We start from the raw sequence: 20394 nt of genomic DNA on the forward strand, positions 1-20394 counted from the left end.
TTATAATAGCTATTTCACGGAAAATTTAAAAGAAGTTTCGGTTTGGTATTTTTCCCCTGGGCTTAACAATACCGATGGAAAGTCTTTTTGGTTTGGCGAATCGGGGTAATGTTGGGTTTCCAAACAAAAACCGGTACGTTTTGCGTAGGTTCCGCCTCCTTTGGCCGGCAAGGTGCCGTCTAAAAAATTTCCGGTGTAAAACTGTATGCCAGGTTGATCGGTAAATACTTCCATAAACCTGCCACTTTTAGGATCGTATGCCGTTGCCGCCAATCGCTGTCCTTTGTCTTGGTCTTTTAATACCCAACAATGATCGTACCCCAAACCACGTTTTAGTTGTTCGTTTTCGCTATTGATTTCTTTTCCGATGGCTTTTGCCGAAGTAAAATTGAACGGGGTTCCTTTTACCTTTCGAAATTCCCCGGTTGGAATTAAAGTGGCATCAACAGGTAAAAAAGCATCAGCATTAATCATTATTTGATGATCTAATATCTTCTTTGAAAAATCCCCCGATAAATTAAAATACGAATGCTGGGTTAAGTTCACTACCGTTTTTTTATCGGAAGTAGCTTCATACTTCACCTTCAAGGAATTAGAATTGTCGAGCGTATAGGTAACCGTGGTTTTTAAATTCCCTGGATAGCCTTCTTCCATATCCTTGCTTAAATAAGATAATTGTAGGGAAACCGATTTTGAATTAGAAATTTGGGTTGCTTCCCAAACCACTTTATCAAAGCCCTTGTTACCCCCGTGCAAATGGTTTTTTCCATCGTTTAACGCCAAGGTATACTCTTTACCATCGATTACGAATTTCCCGCCGGCAATCCTATTTCCGTAGCGACCAATAATAGCCCCAAAATAAGGAGATGGGGTTAAATATCCATCCAAAGAGTTAAATCCTAAAACAACATCTTTATTAACTCCATTTTTATCGGGAACTTTCAAATTGGTAATAATCCCACCATAATTGATAATATCCACTTCCATTCCATTTTCATTAACAAGTCGATATTTTGTTATTTTTTCTCCGGACGGAAGCTTACCAAATTCGGATGTTGAAATTTGATGCTTTGTAGTCATTTCTTTGGTTAAATTTTGTTCTTGGTTATCAGATGCATTTTCTGTTTTTGTTTTACACTGAGTGAAAACAAGTGCCAAGCACAAAAGCGGAACATATTTTAGACTTCGTTTAGACATATTCATAATTTATTTTAGGTTTAGGCGGTTACATTGCATGTTGAAACAAGTGATAATATGCTTCGTTGGCATTAAGTGTATTTTTAAATTCCCGGATATTGGTATTGGCATCAATTACCAAGAGTTCTATTCCGGCAATATCTGCAAAATCTTCCATATAAACCGTTGAAAGTGCCTGCGAATATACCGTATGATGCGCGCCCCCTGCCAAAATCCAAGCAGTGGTGGCCGTTTCCAGATTGGGCTTACAGTCCCAAAGCACTCTTGCCACCGGTAATTTGGGCAGATCGGCCATGGGTTTCACGGCTTCTACTTCGTTGACGATCAACCTAAAACGGTTCCCCATATCTATCAACGATGCATTAATGGCAGGGCCGGCCGGTGAACCGAACACCAAACGCACGGGGTCTTCTTTCCCGCCGATCCCCAACGGATGCACCTCGCACGAAGGCTTTCCGTCGGCAATCGAGGCACAAATTTCGAGCATGTGCGAGCCCAGTACATACGATTTTTCGGGCGTGAAATGGTAGGTATAATCTTCCATGAACGAGGTCCCCCCGTCCAGTCCCTGTGCCATCACTTTCATGGCCCGCAACATAGCTGCCGTTTTCCAATCGCCTTCGGCGCCAAAACCATATCCGTCGGCCATTAACCGCTGTACGGCAATTCCCGGCAATTGTTTTAAAGCCCCCAGATTTTCAAAAGTATCGGTAAAGGCCTTAAATCCACCTTCGTCCAAAAAGGCACGGAGCCCCAATTCTATTTTGGCGGCATCGATAAGCGATTGCCGTTTTTTTCCACCTTTTTTAAGCGGTTCTGTCAAATTGTACGTTGATGCATAGACATCGAGCAGTCCGTCTAACTGTTTTTCGGTAACAGCATCGATATGTTTTATCACATCGGACGGATCGTAACCGTTTACCGCCATCCCAAAACGGACCTGCGCCTGCACCTTATCGCCTTCCGTTACGGCAACCTGCCGCATGTTATCGCCTATCCGGGCAACTTTCATGTGCCGTAGCTCGTCCCAGCCCAAGGCCACACGTGTCCAGACCCCTAATTGTTTTTGTACGCTTTCCGACTTCCAATGGCCTACGATCACCTTCCTCTTTTGGCGCATCCTGGACATCATAAACCCAAACTCCCGATCGCCGTGCGCCGATTGGTTCAGGTTCATAAAATCCATATCGATGTCTTTCCAAGGGATTTCCGCACTGAACTGCGTGTGTAAATGGCACAATGGCTTTTTTAGGATGTTGAGACCGGCAATCCACATTTTGGCTGGGGAAAACGTATGCATCCATGTAATGATCCCGATGCAATTTTCGGCCGTGTTCGCCTCGATGCAAATGGCGGTTATCTCGTCGGGCGTGGTTACAATTTTTTTGCTTACAATGTTTATGTGTATATTGTGCGATGTATCCAGGCCTTTTGCAATACTTTCAGCATTCGATGCCACTTGTTTAAGTGTTTCTGCACCGTATAAATGTTGACTTCCGGTGACGAACCAAATTTCTTTTTTCGTTATTTTCATTTCTGAAGTAGTTTTTTGTTACTGACCGTAATAGGCGTCCTTGCCATGCTTACGTTCGTAATGTTTTTTTATAAGTGAATCTTTTAACCGTGGCGCGTTCGGGTTGATTTGAAGTGTTAAATAGGCCATTTTGGCCACTTCTTCCAACACTTTGCTGTTGTAGACTGCCTTCGAGGCCGAATCTCCCCATGTAAAGGGTCCGTGGTTGCCCAACAAAACCATTTGCACTTCCTTGTGCGAGATGTTCTTGTGCTTGAAGCAATCTAAAATCTGGATCCCGGTATTGTGCTCGTAGTTCCCTTCGATCAATTCATCTTTCATTGGTGGTGCGCAAGGGATATCGGCTACCAAATGATCGGCATGCGTCGTGCCGAAAATAGGAATGTCCATTTGCGCCTGTGCCCAGGCCACCGAATAGGTAGCATGCGTATGCGCAATGCCGCCAATATCCTCCCAATGTTTGTACAGATAGGCATGGGTCTTGGTATCGGAAGAGGGGCGCATTTCCCCCTCGACAATATTGTTGTCAAAATCGACAATTACAATATCGCCCGGTTTCAGTTTTTCATAGGGAACACCGCTCGGCTTTATGGCAAAGACCTTGTTCTTTCTGTCAACGGCGCTCACATTTCCGAAGGTATAGATTACCAGGTCCAGTGCATTCAGTTCCATATTGGCTTCATAACACTCCCTTTTCAATTCTTTGTATTTAGATTCCATAACTACTGATTATATCTATTGGACGTACTGTTTTCTATATATGCCGAAAGCCCCGAATAAGAGGCCAATAAGTTTTTATAAACTTCCACTTGACCTTCCTGCGGATGGTATTCGGCCTCAAAATCGCTTCCCAAATGCTTACTCGCTTCAATTACATCTCTATAGATACCTGCGGCTACCGAGGCGTATATGGCGGCCCCCAGAGCAGGTGCCTGATCGGATGCCGCTATTTTTATGGGCATGTTCAACACATTGGCAAGCGTTTGCATGATAAAAGGGGATTTCCGGGCAACCCCGCCAATCCCGATAACGGTATTGATCTTGACCCCTTCTTCTTCAAAACGGTCAACTATTTTTTTGGCGCCAAAGCAGATGGCGTTTACCAGTGCCTTAAAGACATGTGGTGCCTTGGTCCCCAGACTCAGATTCATCATGGCGGCTTTTAATCCCTGATCGGCATCGGGCGTCCTCCTGCCGTTAATCCAATCCAATGCGGTAGGTATACTTTCTTCCAACGGGATATTTTCAGCGGCTATAGACAGTTCCTTGATAAAGTTCCCCTCTATTTCTTTCTTTAGACCCGCTTTTTGAATTTCTGAAATACTTTCTGCGGTGTACACCAAATTGCTCAAAGGCCATGAAAGCACGTCCTTAAACCAGGCCAACAAATCGCCGAACGCCGATTGACCGGCCTCCAGCCCCACCATTCCGGGAATTACGGAGCCGTCTACCTGGCCGCAAATACCTTTTACAGCTTTCTCTTTGATCAAATTTTCATCAGCTACAATAATATCGCAGGTCGAAGTCCCCATAACGCGTACAAGCGTATGTTTATCTATTTTTGCGCCAACGGCTCCTGCATGGGCATCAAAGGTACCCACGGCTACGACCGTTTCGGTTGTTAACCCCAACCTTTCGGCCCATTCGGCGTTCAGGTTTCCCGCAACCGTATCAGAAGTGTAGGTTTCGTCATAAAGCCGTCCCCTTAATTCGGCCAGATAAGGATCCAGCTTCCCCAAGAATTTTTCTGGTGGGAGCCCGCCCCAGTTTTGGTGCCACATGGCCTTATGCCCGGCTGCGCAACGGCTCCGCTTGAAACTTTTCAGGTCTTTTTCGTCCGACAGTAAATAGGTAATGTAATCGCAGTGTTCCATCCATGTATAAGCGGCATTTTTAACTTTTTCATCTTCCCTTGCAACATGGAGTATTTTTGCCCAGAACCATTCGGAAGAATATATGCCCCCTTCGAATTCGGTAAAATCCCAGCCGCCCCAACTTCTGGAAAGCCCGTTGATTTCGTTGGCCTCTTCTATGGCGGTATGGTCTTTCCACAGTACCATCATGGCGTTTGGGTTCTCGGCAAATTCCGGCAACAACGCAAGGGGGGTGCCATCTTTGGAAAGCGGCATGGGTGACGAACCCGTGGTATCGATACAGATGCCTTTTATAGTTTTGGGGTCGACTCCAGTAGTTGAAACTACCGTTTTTATGGTCTGCTCCAACCCTTCGATATGATCTAAAGGATGCTGGCGAAACCGGTTCTTGGATGCGTTACAATATAATTTTTGTTTCCATCTTTGGTAGTATGCAACATCGGTGGCCATTTCTTCGCCATTGGTAGCATTTAACAGTACGGCCCTTACGGAGTCTGTACCATAATCCAACCCGATTACGTATGATTTGTTCGCGCTCATTGCATCAATTAATTTTCAATTTGAAACGTTTATAGAATAGGGAGCCAATTTAACTCCTTGCTTTATTTAGATTCTCCTAAAGATTGTAACGGTAGCCACACCTTCATCTTTCCAATTCCTCGATTTGACCATGCGTAGTATGGAATGGCTTTTAATTTTTCATTTTCTAGAACATTCACCCCGCCTAACAGGTTATCTTCCTTTTTTACCTGAAAACTTTCATTTTCTGAAATTGAAATGGCATCAAAATTTTCTTTGTTATCAATCTCTTCCACAGCATACACCATTGGGCCATATTCCAAAGCAACCTTGTTTCGGTCTTCTTTAACCTTCTCATTGGCCAATACTTCGCGAACTTCCATAGGAATGTTTAAGTTAATGGTTTCTCCTTTTTTCCAGCTTCGTGTAAGCGTTATGTATCCATTTTTGATGGAAGCCTCAACCTGTTCTCCATTCACCTTTATTTGTGGTGTTGCATGTACTTTCTTTTTGTATGAATACAGTGTTCCCGGGAGTACTTCGTTTCTGGCCCAGCCCGGAATCCTTAATTTTAGGGTAAAGTTTGATTCGGTTTCGGGAGTGACCGTTAATTTTACATTTCCGTCCCACGGATAAGCGGTTTCCTGGGCAATTTCCAGATTTGTATGCGCTAGGTTAATTTTTGCATGATTGGATGCGTATAAATTAACAAAAACGGTATCGGCTGTTTTAGAATAAATTAGCCCCGGCAAGGAAGGGATAAACCGAATAACATTGGTTGGACAGCAAGAGCAATCAAACCAATCCTGCCGTGTACATGCACCCCTGTTGAATTTATAGACCCCATCTGATTCCAATGCATTTGGATAGAAAAATTGAGTACCATCGAGTGAAAGTCCGGAGATTAAACCGTTGTACAACGTTCTTTCGATTACATCGAAATATTTTACGTCCCCGGTCATATTGTGCAATCTATGATTCCAATACACATCTCCAATGGCGGCACAGGTTTCGCTGTATGCCGTTAAGTTTGGAAGTTCGTAATTTTCTCCAAAAGCCTCTCCTTCATGCTTCGCGCCTATTCCACCGGTAATGTACATTTTTTTGTTGACCATATTCTCCCAAAGCTTGCTTATTGCTTTTGCATATGCCGTATCGTTTTCAATTGCGGCAATATCGGTCATTCCCGCATACATATAAATTGCCCTTACAGCATGCCCCACTACTTCATCTTGTTGAACTACCGGAATATGGTCTTGGGTATATGGACCAAAATCTTTTCTTCCTTCATGGTGCCCTCTTCCGTCAAGAAAATACTTAGCTAGATTTAAATATTCTTTTTTATCGGTAATTCTGTACAGCCTTATCAATCCGGTTTCAATAATTTGATGTCCTGGAACTGTATGTATTTTGCCTTCTTCCGGACCAAAGGTCTTCACCATTAAATCGGCGTTCTTTAATGCAATTTCCAAAAAGTTTTTCTTTCCGGTTGCTTCAAAATGTGCCGCGGCAGCTTCATATAAATGCCCTGCGTTGTATAATTCATGGCTAGCCTCTAAAGATTCCCAACGCTTTCCTTGGTCAACGTTTACCCATGTTGCTGGCGGATGCGCTGGATTTATGGTTCGCCATGTAGTTAGGTAACCATCTTTTTCCTGCCCTACTTTTACAATGCTTATCAGGGAATCCAATATTTTTTCAAGTTGTGGATTTGGGGTACTAATTAACGAATAAGAAGCCCCTTCAATAATTTTATAAACATCGGTATCGTCAAAGGGCATGGCGCCTTTTACCTCGCCTTCCATTTTTCCTCCAGCCACAAGAAAGTTATCTAACCGCCCTTCTTGCTCGCATTTTTCCAGTGCATATTCAATTGTTTTGTTCTGAACCTTTTCAATAATGGGAAGCCAGAAATCATCGTTTAATTTTACATGCTGAATGTTAACCGATTCTATTTGGTACCCTTCTATTTTTTCTTGTTCCTCTTTTTTTTCTTCTGAAGAATTACACGCAACTAAACAAAAGCTCAAAAAAGGAATTAATACATATATTTTTGTGATTCGTTTCATAATTTCACACTTGCTTATTGGCTATTTACCTTCAATCACAACCACAGAAAAAGGAGGCAAATCCACACTTAACATTCCTTTTTTCAATTTAAAGTCCTTAAATTCTCTAGACTGGACCTTATTTGGTTCCTCAAAAGTATTATGATCCTGAAGTTTCTCGGAACTTAAAATTGTTGCCGATACATTTTTTATGTTCAATCCGTTCATATTTACAGTAACTGTGTTTGTTTTATGGGCATCTATATTTACCAAGGAAACATGAACAGTATTGTTACTGTCTTTTGAAGCAGAAGCCGATATGGCGGGCAACGATTTTCCATCAACTTTATATTTTGGTGATTCAAAAGATATTGGCAAGAGTTGTGCATCGTGGTGTACGGTATACATTTTCATTACATAATAAGTGGGCGTAAGCAACATTTTCTTTTCGTTGGTTAGTATGACTGCCTGTAGCACATTGACCGTTTGTGCTAGGTTGGCCATCTTTACCCGCTCACTGTGATTGTTAAAAATATTGAGTGTTGCGCCTGCAATCATGGCGTCGCGCATGGTATTTTGTTGATATAAAAACCCAGGGTTGGTGCCCTCTTCCACATCATACCAACCGCCCCATTCGTCTACAACAAGGTCTATTTTGCGGTCTGGATCGTATTTGTCCATAATGGCCGTATGTTTGGTAACAAGCTCGTCCATTTTTAAAGCTTCCCGCATAGTTAAAAAGTACTCTTCTTCGCTAAAATCGGTTGCAGAACTTTTATTGTTCCAATCAATTACGGAATACGAGTGAAGGGCAACTCCTTCAACAAGGTGTTTTGGAATGTCGCGCATTAAAACTTCTGTCCAATGATAATCATCGACATTTGCCCCAGAAGCAATTCTGTAAATCCCCTTATCGTTGCTCCAACTACTCATAAACGTTGCATATTGGCGGTATAAGTTTGCGTAATGTTCTGGTGTCATGTTTCCACCGCATCCCCACATTTCGTTTCCTACGCCCCAATATTTTACACCCCAGGGCTTTTCCCGGCCGTTTTCCCTACGAAGTTTTGCCATCGGGCTTTCCCCGTCATGATTTACATACTGGATCCAATCGGTAAATTCCTTGACAGTACCGCTGCCTACATTTGCCGCCAAATAAGGTTCGGCACCCAAAGCTTCGCACAAGTTTAAAAAATCGTGGGTGCCAAAACTATTATCTTCGGTTACACCGCCCCACCATTGATTTACAATAGTTGGTCTCTCTTTTTTTGGACCAATGCCATCTTTCCAATGGTACGTGTCGGCAAAGCAGCCTCCGGGCCACCTCAAATTAGGGATTTCTATAGCTTTTAGAGCTTCAATTATATCGGTGCGCACACCATCTTTATTTGGAATATCGCTATTCTCGCCTACATAAAAGCCATCGTAAATGCATCTTCCCAAATGTTCTGAAAAATGTCCGTAGATATGTTTGCTGATGATTGGTGCATCCTCTTCAACCTGTATTTTTATTTCAGATTGTGCCTTTATACCCGTTATCGAGAGTATACCGAATGCAAGCAGTGCTTTTAAAGTTTTCATTTTATTAAGATCTGTTTGGTTAGTTATTTTTATAAGTGTTAATGTTACATTTACAAATAAATTAAGAATAATCCATAAAAACAAATAAAACTTTAATCGCAATACTATTATTTTGAAGATAAGCCAAACATAGCTTAACCAAGTCTTAGCTTTATGCAGACATAAAAAAAGATCTGTTAAACTTATTTTTGCAAAAAATCTGTAAGTTTACATAAACTTATATTGCATAAATCTACCCACATGTTAAACAGTTATAGTAAAGAAGATAAGGTTTTATTAGCCGTTGATTGCATAATATTTGGTTTTGATAATGAAGAACTTAAAATTTTATTGATTAAAAGGGATTTTAAGCCCGAAAAGGGAAAATGGTCGCTTATGGGCGGCTTCCTAAAGCGAAACGAAACCCTTGACGATTCGGCCAATAGAATTTTGCACACTCTTACCGGAATAAACAATATTTACATGGAACAGCTCTACGGATTTAGTAAGATAGACCGTGACCCGGTAGAGCGAACTATTTCTGTGGCTTATTATGCACTTATTAATATTGAAGAACACAATGAAGAACTTATTGAAAAATATTCGGCCCGTTGGTTTAATGTAAAAGAAGCCCCAAAACTAATTTTTGACCACGACCAAATGGTAAACCACGCCATAAGGCGTTTACGGTATAGAACTTCCAACAAACCTATTGGTTTTGAGCTTTTACCGGAAAAATTTACCATGAGACAATTACAGAAACTGTATGAAGCCATTTTGGATGAAGAACTTGACAAAAGAAACTTTATCAATAAAATAAACAGTCTGGACATTCTTGTTAAATTAAAGGAAAAAGATATGACCTCGTCCAGAAAAGGTTCTTATTTATATCAATTTGACAAGGACAAATACGATAAAAAGGTAGAAGACGGATTTACTTTTAAAATATAAAAAAACACCACGGTACAGAAGCCGTGGTGTTTTATGATTAACTAATTTGAATTTGGCGCCCCATCGCCAAAGTACTTCCGGCAAATGGAGCATCCAAAATCCAAACCATGAATGAAGAATTATTTAAGTTGCTTTTTTTCAACTATTCCACTACAGAATCTGGAAGCAGGCCCAAAGCCTTAAAAAGCGACACCCGCTCCTTAAGCTCCTGTCCGAAAAGCTGAACGCTTAACTGTTCTGCCTCCAATGCCTGTCTTTCTGCATCTACTACATCAATGTAGTTTATAAGCCCTTTTCTATAACGCTCATTGGTTAACCCGGCCGCACTGTTGGCTGCTTGCACAAAATCCTGCTGAGCCAACAATTGTTCGTGTATCCACTTAATATTGGAAATGGAATTTTCTACTTGCCTGTACGAAACCAAAACACGTTGGTTATATGCTGCTTCGGCCTGTTTTAACTCACTTTTTCTAAGCTTGATTTCCGAACGCTTTTTACCACCTTCAAAAATTGGCAATGAGGCAGAAACCCCGGCAACCCATGTCCTGCTGTCGTTTTCGATCCAATTATCGCTGGCTCCCGATAAATAGCCAAACGAACCATTTACGTAAAATGAGGGCAACAATTGTTTCCACTGATTTTTCACTAGGCTTTTGGAAGATTCCAACATAAGCTTAGCCGATTTTAAATCGGGGCGCGTGGCTGTTAAGGAATCTTTTTCCAAGAAAATTAAATCTGGTGGCAAGAAGCTTATTTCTGTTTTGTTTATACTGAAATTACTCGCGTCCACGCCCACCAATGGTGCCAAAATAAGCTCTATTTCCGTTCTTAGTTTATGTATTCTTTTTAATTGAACCTGCACTGAAGACAACTCGGTTTTAGCCCTCAAGACATCAATTTGGCTCACCAGTCCGGCTTCATACCGGGTCGTGGTTATTTCCAGATTGTTCTGCCTTGTTTTTTCGGTTTCCTTTAAAAGGTCCTTTTCGGCATCGACCTGTAACAGCAAAAAATAATTTTGAGCTACTTCTGTAATAACCTGTAGCAAAATATCCTTTTTGTCTTCCATACTTGCATCGGCTGCCAATCGGTTTGCTTTTACATTATCAATGTTTTTACCAAACACGTCCAGCTCGTAATTTACCGTAAGCGGAATATCAAAAGTATTAATGGTAACCCTGTCCAATTGCCCCCCAAAAGGGTTTGGTCTATTTGCAGAAAACTCTTGTCTGGCGATAGATGGTTCTAAGCGCAGACTGGGCAACAATGTAGAAAAAGCTATTCTTTTTTGGGCAACTGCCTGTTCTACCCTAGCCTGAGCAATTTTTAAGTCTTCATTGTTCTGCAACGCCAGTCTTATTAAACTGTCCAGCTCTTTATACCCAAAAGCCTCCCACCATTTATCTGTCTCGATTACCGGCGTGGCACTTTTGGTAATGGTATCTGTGCCAATGTATAAAACTTCGTTTATCTGTTGGGGCACATTCCATTTCCACGTGGCAGTTGTATCTTTATCTTGACCATAACCAATTGTTTGGATCAAGAACGCCAAAATAAATATGGTTTTTAATAATATCTGTTTCATTTTTATTTTTTTACTTATCATCAACTGTTGCTTTTTTTAGTACCATTTTTCTACAGAGAACATAAAACACGGGCGTAAACAACAGTCCAAACAAGGTTACACCCAACATTCCGCTAAATACTGCTGTACCAAGGGAACGCCTCATTTCTGCACCTGCCCCTGTAGCCGTAACCAATGGGATTACCCCCAATATAAAGGCAAAGGCAGTCATTAAAATGGGTCTTAGCCTCAATCTTGCCGCTTCTTTTGCAGCCTGTTGCAAATTGTAGCCTCTGTCTTCAAGCTGTTTTGCAAATTCTACAATTAAAATGGCATTTTTACTGGCAAGCCCGACCAGAACAACCAAACCAATTTGTGTTAAAATATTATTGTCCATGCCCATTATGCCTACTCCAAACATTGCAGAGAGCAAACACATTGGTACAATAAGGATTACTGCCAAAGGCAATACCCAGCTTTCGTATTGTGCGGCCAAAAGGAGGAACACAAACAAAACGGCCAGTGCAAAGGCAATTCCTGCCGTATTTCCGGTACTTTTTTGCTGATAGGCAATCTCTGTCCATTCGTAATCAATTCCTTCGGGCAATATCTGGTCGGCCAAACGCTCCATGGCATCCAAGGATTCCCCGGAACTATGCCCAGGCGTAGTATTTCCGGTTAATGCAAGAGAAGGATATAAATTATACCGTGGTACCCGTGCCGGCCCCGAAATATTTTTTAGATCGCCAACGGCACTTAGCGGAATCATGTTTCCGTATTTGTTACGTACCCTAATATGCTCTAAATCCTCGGGCGTATATCTAAATTCGCCATCGGCCTGTGCCGTTACCCTAAAGGTTTTACCCTGCAAGTTAAAGTCGTTTACAAAGGCAGAGCCCAGATAAACTTCCAAGGCACTTGAAACTTCTTCAATGGGAACGCCCAATTTTTGAGCTTTTTCTTTATCAAGGTCAAAAAACAATTGTGGCGAACTGGTATTAAAAAATGTAAATACGTTTGTCATTGCGGGATCCTGGTTGGCCGCCCCCATGAGCTCGTAAGCCGATTTCAACAACTGTTCATTGCCTAATCCACTTCTGTCCTGTAGCATCAGTTTAAATCCGCCGGCATTACCAATTCCCCGTACAGGAGGAGGTGGAATGACAATAACGTAAGCATCGGTCATCTTACTTAACGAACCACTTAAAGACTGTTGAATATCTTCATAAGAAACACCTTTGTCCTTACGTTCTTCAAAACTTTCCAATGCCGTAAAAATTACCCCGGCATTTGATGAATTGGTAAATGTTGCCGCATCAAAACCTGTAAATGCAACCGCATCCTTGACCCCTTCAACCTTAAGTACACTATCTATTGCCTTATTTACCACTTTGTCTGTGCGTTCAAGCGAAGATCCCGGCGGCAACTGTATTACTGCAATAAAATATCCTTGATCCTGCTCGGGAATAAACCCAGTGGGAACTTTATAAAAAGCATAAACCGTAAGTGCTATAAGCCCCAAATAAATAAGCATTACCCCTTTTCTAATACCGATAAGCCTTGAGGTGAGATTTGCATATTTTACTGAAATCCAATCCATTGCCTGATTAAATTTATCAAAGAACTTGGATACAATTCCTTGAGCGGCCACATTGGTATGCCCTGCTGAATCGTCGTGCTTTTTCATTACTTTGGCAGCTATTGCCGGGCTTAATGTAAGCGACACAAAAACAGAAATCATGGTGGCTACGGCGATTGTAACGCCAAACTGGCTGTAAAACTGCCCACTTATTCCTTTTAAGAATATGGTTGGCAAAAACACGGCTACAAGTACGAGCCCCATTGCCACCAAGGCTCCACCAACCTCGTTCATTGTTTTTTGTGCGGCTTTTTTTACGCCCATGCCCTCTCTAAGGTTCCTTTCCATGTTTTCCACCACGACTATGGCATCATCTACCACAATCCCGATGGCCAATACCAATCCAAATAAGGTTAAACTATTGAGTGAATAACCCAAAGCCTGCATTACGGCAAAAGTTCCGATAAGGGAAACAGGAATTGCAAGGATCGGTATAATAGCTGCCCGCCAGGTTTGGAGGAATAATATAATTACCAAGACCACCAAAATTATGGCTTCGTAAATGGTTCCCCCGACTTCATCGATTGATTGCTGAATAAACTCCGTAGGGTTATAGGCTATACGGTACTCTATACCCTCTGGAAAATCTTTTGATGCTTCTTTCATGGTGTTGATCAAAGCATCGGCTGTTTCCAGCGCATTGGTTCCGGGACGCTGGAATACCGGTAAGGCCACGGCTGGATACTTGCTTAAATATCCTTTGGTAGCATAACTTGCAGAACCAAGCTCTACGCGGCCGATGTCTTTTATACGGACCAATTCTCCATCGTCTCCGTTTCTAATGATGATATTTTCAAATTCCTCTATTGAATTTAACCTTCCTTGAGTCTGGATATTTATTTCGAAGGCATTTTGCGTTGTTAAAGGCTGTTGGTTTAATGTACCTCCCGCAATTTGAACGTTTTGTGCCCTCAAGGCTGTTAACACCTCGTTTGGCGTCATGTCCAGGTTTGCAATCAAGTCGGGGTTTAACCATATTCTCATGGAATATTGGTCGCCCCCAAACATTCTTACCGCACCAACACCATCGATCCTTGAAAGTTTATCGATAATTTGAAAATTGGCATAATTGGCCAAATAGGTTTGATCATATGTATTTTCGGGAGAAATTAAATGGATAACCAACATAAGGTCGGGCGCACTCTTTTGGGTGGTAATACCCAATCTCCTAACAGGTTCTGGCAACCGTGGCTCTGCAATGGCCACCCTGTTTTGTACCAGTACCTGTGCATTATCTACATCTACGCCTTGCTTAAAGGTTATGGTAAGTTCCATAACGCCATCGTTTGTTGCTTGAGATGCCATATACAGCATCCCCTCCACTCCGTTAATTTCCTGCTCCAAAGGTGTCGCCACCGTTTTGGAAATTGTTTCTGCACTCGCTCCGGGATAGGTTGCGCGAACCACAACCGTTGGCGGGGCAACTTCCGGGTACTGAGAAACCGGGAGCGAGAAATATGCCAATCCGCCAACTATCATTAAAATAATAGAGATAACGATCGACAATATTGGACGCTCTATAAAAGTATGCGTGAATTTCATGTTATTGTTTCTTTTTAATTTTTATTGGATTTTGGTAAAAAAAGAGCCTCCCTTGAATCAAAAAACATGATAAAAGGCTCTTTTATAAATAGTTGAAAAATATTCGTTGCTTTTCCAAATACTTTTTAAACCATTAAATTATATGTGAACTAGAAATTTATTTATAAGCTACACTGGTAGAATCTTGTTGAACTTTAAACTTATCTTCAGACGGAGCTACCTTCATTCCCGGACGAACTTTTAAAAGGTTTCCGGTAACAATCCTATCGTCTGGGGTTAAACCTTCTTTTACAATTCTGTACTTCATTTTATAAAGTTTTCCAAGCTTGACAGGTTTTACGTGCACGGTACTATCTTCGGCAATTACATAGACTACCTTGTCTGACTGATTGGTGCTTATTGCTTCTTCGGGGATTAAAATAGCCGAGGAATTTCCTTTTATGAGCCTTAGCCTCCCGAACATCCCAGATTCTATTTTCAGGTCTGCATTGTCAAAAACAGCACGGCCTCTAATGGTTCCCGTATTCCTGTTTATTTCATTATCGACAAAGTCCATTACTCCCGTTCTACTGTATTTATCTTCTGTTGAAAGTTTTACGGTCACGGGCGTATTGCTTACACCATTTTGATTGATAAAGTCCTTTTCACTTCCTTCAAAATAAAAATGAATGGGAGCTATTTTAACAATGGTAGTTAAAGGAGTAGCATTGGCAATGCCACCGGTAACATAATTTCCTGCATCGATAAAATCGTCGCTTATTTTACCACTTATAGGCGCCTTTACTTCTGTGTAGCTTAAATTTAGCCTGGCCTGTTCCAATCGTGCGTTTGCCGCCATTAATTGTGCTTCGGCAGATTTGGCAATTTGTTTGCGCTGCTCTACTTCTTCCATGGAAACGGCACGGGAATCTTTAACCGACTCAATTCTATTGTAATCGCTTGTGGTACGATTAAGGTCGGCTTCTGCCCTTAATTTTTCGGCCTCTGCCTGTTTTAGCTCTATGTAAAATGGTCTTTGATCGATTACAAAAAGGACCTGCCCTTTCTTAACGATATCGCCATCTTTAAAATTCACAGATTCTATATAACCATTAACACGGGAGCGCACTTCAACCCTTTCTGATGCTGCGAAACGCCCAATGTATTCATCCCAATTACCTACAGAATCCTGAATTGGATGAACAAAAGGGGTCTCCAACAAAGCCATGTTTCCATGTCCGGCCGCTTTAGAATCACTACAGGAATGAAGCGTAAATGCTATTATTGCAAGCAAGGGAACCCCAAACATAATTTGCATTACTTTTCTTTTCTTTTTCATTTTTTGGATTTTTAGTTGTTTTTAATTGTAATTGACCGGTCGTCTATTAATAGTCAAAAAAAATTATTTTAAAATAAGGGTTTTCAAAAAGTATAAAAAATTGTTTAGTGGGTCTGCACATTTGTTTTCTTTCATGGAAGTAAGCATTCCTTTGTAAGCATCTTCAATAAAATCAACAATTTTACCAGCATCGATATTGGCATCAATACTGCCATCTTTTTGGGCTTCTTTAACTACATCAACAATTATTTGCCTTGTTTTTTGTTCTTCGTGTACAATGGTGGTCCTAATACTTTCGCTATGTTCTGCCATTTCGAGGCCTATGTTGCACCCCATGCATCCCAAAGAACAGTTTAACTGATCCCTAACAATAACAACTCTTTTGTTGTAATAATTAAAAAGCCTTTCTACCGCCGGAATATTTTCTTGGTTAAGAAGCTCTATGGTTGCAGCCCTTTTTAAAGAAAAATACCGTTGCAGTGCCCGAACAGTGAAATCCTCTTTTGATTTAAAATAAAAATAGAAAGACCCTTTAGGAACATCTGCGGCCGACACAATATCGTTTACGCTCGTTCCATTGTATCCTTTAGACCATAATATGTTCAGTCCTTTGTCTAAAAGATAGTCTGCCTTATCTATATTTTTAACTGTTGCTGACAATTATTTTAAATTTAAAGTGCAAATATATGACCAGTCGTCTAGTAAACCAAAATAAATGATGTTAAATTTATGTGAATTGATTATAATTAATTGATATATAGATGGTTAAAATAAATAATTGGTAAGGAATTTTAAATGCCATATTTTTATGGTGAATTTAATTTTGTGCTTCATTCTGCATAAAAACCAACATATATACAGCTATATCAAAATGAAAAATTACAGAAAAATAAACAGGGCCGAAAAGAGTGAATACCCCAGTTATTCTCAATACTATTTCGACTTGATCGCTACCAATGACAATATTTTAAACGATCTGCACGATAATTTTTTTAAAATTAAAGATTTTATTTACTCCCTTCCTACGGAAAAGCTAACATACCGTTACGATACCAATAAATGGACGATAAAGGAAATATTGGTCCATTTAATAGACGATGAGCGAATTTTTGCATACAGGGCATTGCGCTATGCCAGAAACGACGATACGCCTTTACATGGATTTGAAGAAAATGCATATGCAAGATATTCCAATGCAAACGAGCGTAGCCTGGACAATATTTTTGAAGAATATTGGAGCGTTAGGCTTTCTACCCTGTTACTTTTTGAAAACCTTCCCGAGGCATCTTTTTTAAGGGCCGGCAGTGCAATTGATATTGATGGGGTAATTAAAAACAAAAGAACGGTCAGGGCACTAGCCTACCATATTGCAGGCCACGAACTAAGCCATATAAAAATAATAAAAGAGCGTTACCTACACCAAACCGTTGATGCCCTTCAAGTTTTATTATAATAAAATTTTAAAAATAAACCACATACCACCAAATATGAAATATATATTCTTTTTATCCATAGCAATAGTTATATCCAACTGTACCAACCCCAATGCAAAACAAGCAAATGCTTCAAAATTGTTTGTATCGCTAAACAAAATGGCAGAAGCCCATAACTATTTTGCACTGGAAGAAATGTATCATCAGCAAAAAAATAAATTACAAATACCCTATTCGTTGTATTTTGAAGCAATCCTGGCAAATGCATTCAACAAACCGCAGGAATCCAACAAAACAATAACCGCGTTTTTAAATGCATACCCTGAAAAAGACAGCCTTAGCAAGAAGATGCTACAAGCCGAGCTTATTAATCATATATATTTATCTGAATATGAAAAAGCGCTAAAAACCAATGAGATTTTACAAGAAGATTATGTCACGAAATTGGATTCCCTAGAGCTGGCCGATTTAAAAAACACCCATAAAATATGGAGCGCTCTTAAAAATATAGCAAAACAAGAAGTTATTAAAAAAACAGCTGTAACGCTTCCCGTAAAAAAGGACATGGCAGGGCTTTCTACTATTTTAATAACATCCGGTGGGAAATCTATGGATTTTGTTTTTGATACCGGTGCAAACTTTTCTGTAATTCAAAAATCGGTAGCTAGGGAATTGGGTATGAAAATAATCCCGTCCAATTTCACGGTCGAAGCTGTTACCGGGCTGGAAGTTAAAAGTGACCTAGCCGTGGCAGACCAAATTAAACTTGGTGATATTCTACTAAAAAATGTAGTTTTTCTGGCTTTTAACGACACAGATCTATCTTTCCCGTCAATAGGTTACGAAATAAAGGGTATTATTGGTTTTCCGGTAATTAAAGACCTAGACGAGATTGAGATAAATAAAAATAATAACAACATTTTTATCCCAAAAAAAGCCAAGCATTATAGGTTGCACAATTTAGCCTTTGATGAATATATGCCCATTGTAAAAACCAAATACGGAGATAAGTCGCTGTATTTTAATTTTGATACCGGTGCCCAAAAAACAGCGCTTTATGCGCCGTTTTACAACGAAAACAAAGCCGCAATCGAGCAAAATGCCAAAGAGACCATATTTAAAACGGGGGGTGCCGGTGGACATATAGAAACAAAAGGCTTTATTGTTAACAATGTTACGCTAGAAATAGGAAAGGCATCGGCCAGTTTGGACAGCCTCCAGTTGTTCCCAAACACAATAGGAACACAAAAAGAAGCATATGGAAACCTTGGCCAAGATTACATTCAGCAATTTAATACCATGATTATAAATTTTAAAGATGCCTCTTTGATATTTAAATAAAGGAGATTAACTCTCTTTATCTAATAAATATTTTGTGTTTTTTTGATACAATTTCAAGCTTGATTCATGAAGTTTTCTTTGGGAACCGCCAACCACCTATTGAAATCGGTAACATATGCCTCTCCAAAAATTTCTTCGGATAAATTTTTAATGATCCTGTAATTTGCATGCGGATGGGCATTTCTGGGATCGTTTTTAGCATTGTCCAGATAATAAGAAACACGGTTATAAAGCTCTTTGTCGCAATAAATCATTTCCACCAATTTACCGCGGTATTCCAGGTCTTTAGATGCTAAGCCGGGAAAGCGCTTATAGTCGTAAAAATGCTGGCCTTCGTGCTTCAAATATATCACCTTAAATTTTTCCGAGGTTTGGTCGTACCCCTTTGTTACACAATAAAGTGCTTCGTTGGTTGCCCATCCGCCGGGATAGCGTTCGCCCAGCCTTGAATATTCCATCCAGCCCAGTGATAGAAAATCCTTCATAAAATAAACCTGTACCTTTTCGGTATGATTTACCAAATCGATGGTAAAAACCTCGGGTTCCATTGTTTTCCACACTAAAAAATCATAAAATTTTCCTGCCTTTCCAAAGCCTGTACAATAATAGCCTCTATCTTCTATATATTTTTTATAAACCGGTTCTAAATTTTTTTCGGTTACTTTTCCATCGGCATAAGCATGAGATACATTTTCCTTGTTAAAAAAAGCTATCAATTCTTGCTTAAAAATACTATCGTTGTTTTCTTCCGGATGCAACAACCCATCTCTCCAATAACCCTGAAACAATTTATGCAAGGGGTTAAGCAATGTATCTTGAGTTGAAAAATAATCATCTGTACGGTCCATACCATATTTAAAACGGCCTTCAAATTTATTCTTAAACGCAATATCCTTTTCCCTGGTTACCGATAAAGAATCCAGATATGTTAATATGGCCGGCACATCGCCTTTAACGGCGGTTCCAAACAAAAACTCATAATTAATGGTGTCTTTGGCCTTTTGTGCTGTCCCTAAGCTTGGTTTAGTTGTTAAAGCAATAAAAAATATGTAGAGTGCTAAATGTTTTAATGTCATTGCGAATCCTTTTTATTAATAAAATTATATGGTCAATACAGCTTAGTATTGTTAAAAACCATTTCTATTATAAGGACTGCCTATTTTTTTAAATGTTACACTTTTACAGCCTTAAATATGCATAATGCTGTGTTTTATTAGAAGAAAAAACGATTTTATCACCACAAGCATATTATACAAGGAGTTGATTAAAAAAGAAGCAATTATTTTTTATCAGGAAGCGGCATAATAGTACCCTGATAGCCTATCATATCCCTCTCTGAGCTGTTGACCGTAAGCGTTGTTTTTTCATTGTTGTAGACCATCAAGGTTACATTAAAAGACTCTGTATTGTTATTGGCCGAAAATTTAATCCTGTAATGTTTCTTGTTCTCGATGTATTCTATGTCCATATCTTTTACTTCCTGGTTAAATTTAATGGCCTCATCGTCGTTATAGCCACCGCCCATTTGACGTTCTCCAAAAAAAGGAAGGTATGCCTTGACCGAATCTCCTTTTACTTCCAGATAATTGGCATTTCCAGCAAGGTTTATGCGTTGGGCACTATTGCCTGGAAGCATAAGACCGCTATTGGCAATTTGCATCATACTGGAACTCATTGTAGGCATGGCCCATTGATTTTCTATCCTAAATTTCTTTTGATGGATAAGCGTATCTACCGCTGCCATTTCTGCTGAAGAAATTGCAGTATTCTGGGAACTGCCGCATCCAATAATTACAGATCCAATAACCAAAGTGCACAAAAACGATAGCGATTTCATAATAATTACATTTAATCTTGCATAACAAGATAAAGAA

At 40.1% G+C, this 20394-nt stretch carries 15 protein-coding genes; 3 read left to right on the forward strand and 12 right to left on the reverse strand.

Features of this window, described 5'->3' with window-relative positions; genetic code table 11:
* Positions 1-9: 9 nt before the first annotated feature.
* The 6 genes from UXI14_RS00560 to UXI14_RS00585 all read right to left on the reverse strand — a co-directional run bounded on the left by UXI14_RS00560 (position 10) and on the right by UXI14_RS00585 (position 8753).
* A complete protein-coding gene (locus tag UXI14_RS00560; protein WP_335964325.1) occupies positions 10-1203 on the reverse strand; it encodes an aldose epimerase family protein in 1194 nt (397 codons plus the stop codon).
* Between the two features lie 22 nt (positions 1204-1225).
* A complete protein-coding gene (gene araA / locus UXI14_RS00565; RefSeq protein WP_335964326.1) occupies positions 1226-2731 on the reverse strand; it encodes an L-arabinose isomerase in 1506 nt (501 codons plus the stop codon).
* An 18-nt stretch (positions 2732-2749) separates the two neighbouring features.
* Positions 2750-3451 (reverse strand): L-ribulose-5-phosphate 4-epimerase, encoded by a 702-nt coding sequence (locus UXI14_RS00570; RefSeq protein WP_335964327.1) that lies wholly within the window; start codon positions 3449-3451, stop codon positions 2750-2752.
* A 2-nt stretch (positions 3452-3453) separates the two neighbouring features.
* A complete protein-coding gene (locus tag UXI14_RS00575; protein WP_335964328.1) occupies positions 3454-5145 on the reverse strand; it encodes a ribulokinase in 1692 nt (563 codons plus the stop codon).
* Between the two features lie 62 nt (positions 5146-5207).
* The gene (locus tag UXI14_RS00580; protein ID WP_335964329.1) at positions 5208-7193 is read right to left on the reverse strand and encodes a glycoside hydrolase family 127 protein; all 1986 of its coding nucleotides are present in this window, start codon (positions 7191-7193) and stop codon (positions 5208-5210) included.
* Between the two features lie 21 nt (positions 7194-7214).
* Positions 7215-8753 carry an alpha-L-arabinofuranosidase C-terminal domain-containing protein gene (locus UXI14_RS00585; RefSeq protein WP_335964330.1) on the reverse strand — a complete coding sequence of 513 codons (1539 nt, stop codon included), beginning with the start codon at positions 8751-8753 and terminating at the stop codon, positions 7215-7217.
* A 240-nt stretch (positions 8754-8993) separates the two neighbouring features.
* On the opposite strand from UXI14_RS00585, the gene UXI14_RS00590 reads away from it, so the two are divergent.
* A complete protein-coding gene (locus UXI14_RS00590) occupies positions 8994-9683 on the forward strand; it encodes an NUDIX domain-containing protein (RefSeq protein WP_335964331.1) in 690 nt (229 codons plus the stop codon).
* Positions 9684-9825: 142 nt separating this feature from the next.
* Here the strand turns inward: UXI14_RS00590 and UXI14_RS00595 are convergent, their stop codons facing one another.
* The 4 genes from UXI14_RS00595 to UXI14_RS00610 form a co-directional block, all read right to left on the reverse strand.
* Positions 9826-11268: a TolC family protein gene (locus UXI14_RS00595; protein WP_335964332.1), complete on the reverse strand. Its 1443-nt coding sequence runs from the start codon at positions 11266-11268 to the stop codon at positions 9826-9828.
* Between the two features lie 10 nt (positions 11269-11278).
* On the reverse strand, positions 11279-14428 hold the full coding sequence (locus tag UXI14_RS00600; RefSeq protein WP_335964333.1) for a multidrug efflux RND transporter permease subunit: 3150 nt from the start codon (positions 14426-14428) through the stop codon (positions 11279-11281).
* A 157-nt stretch (positions 14429-14585) separates the two neighbouring features.
* Positions 14586-15746, reverse strand: a complete 1161-nt coding sequence (locus UXI14_RS00605) for an efflux RND transporter periplasmic adaptor subunit (protein ID WP_335964334.1) — start codon at positions 15744-15746, stop codon at positions 14586-14588.
* Between the two features lie 63 nt (positions 15747-15809).
* Positions 15810-16406, reverse strand: coding sequence for a TetR/AcrR family transcriptional regulator (locus UXI14_RS00610; RefSeq protein WP_277898926.1), 597 nt, complete (start codon positions 16404-16406; stop codon positions 15810-15812).
* A 211-nt stretch (positions 16407-16617) separates the two neighbouring features.
* On the opposite strand from UXI14_RS00610, the gene UXI14_RS00615 reads away from it, so the two are divergent.
* Both UXI14_RS00615 and UXI14_RS00620 read left to right on the forward strand, forming a co-directional pair.
* Positions 16618-17199 (forward strand): DinB family protein, encoded by a 582-nt coding sequence (locus UXI14_RS00615; protein WP_335964335.1) that lies wholly within the window; start codon positions 16618-16620, stop codon positions 17197-17199.
* Positions 17200-17233: 34 nt separating this feature from the next.
* Positions 17234-18520 (forward strand): retropepsin-like aspartic protease, encoded by a 1287-nt coding sequence (locus UXI14_RS00620; RefSeq protein WP_335964336.1) that lies wholly within the window; start codon positions 17234-17236, stop codon positions 18518-18520.
* Positions 18521-18573: 53 nt separating this feature from the next.
* Here UXI14_RS00620 and UXI14_RS00625 read toward each other — a convergent pair whose 3' ends face one another.
* Together UXI14_RS00625 and UXI14_RS00630 are read right to left on the reverse strand one after the other, a co-directional pair.
* Entirely contained in the window at positions 18574-19596 is a 1023-nt protein-coding gene (locus tag UXI14_RS00625; protein ID WP_335964337.1) for a hypothetical protein, read from the reverse strand.
* A gap of 203 nt (positions 19597-19799) precedes the next feature.
* The gene (locus tag UXI14_RS00630) at positions 19800-20357 is read right to left on the reverse strand and encodes a DUF4251 domain-containing protein (RefSeq protein ID WP_335964338.1); all 558 of its coding nucleotides are present in this window, start codon (positions 20355-20357) and stop codon (positions 19800-19802) included.
* Positions 20358-20394: the final 37 nt, after the last annotated feature.

Source organism: Galbibacter sp. PAP.153, from assembly GCF_037029175.1.
Lineage (GTDB): Bacteria > Bacteroidota > Bacteroidia > Flavobacteriales > Flavobacteriaceae > Galbibacter > Galbibacter pacificus.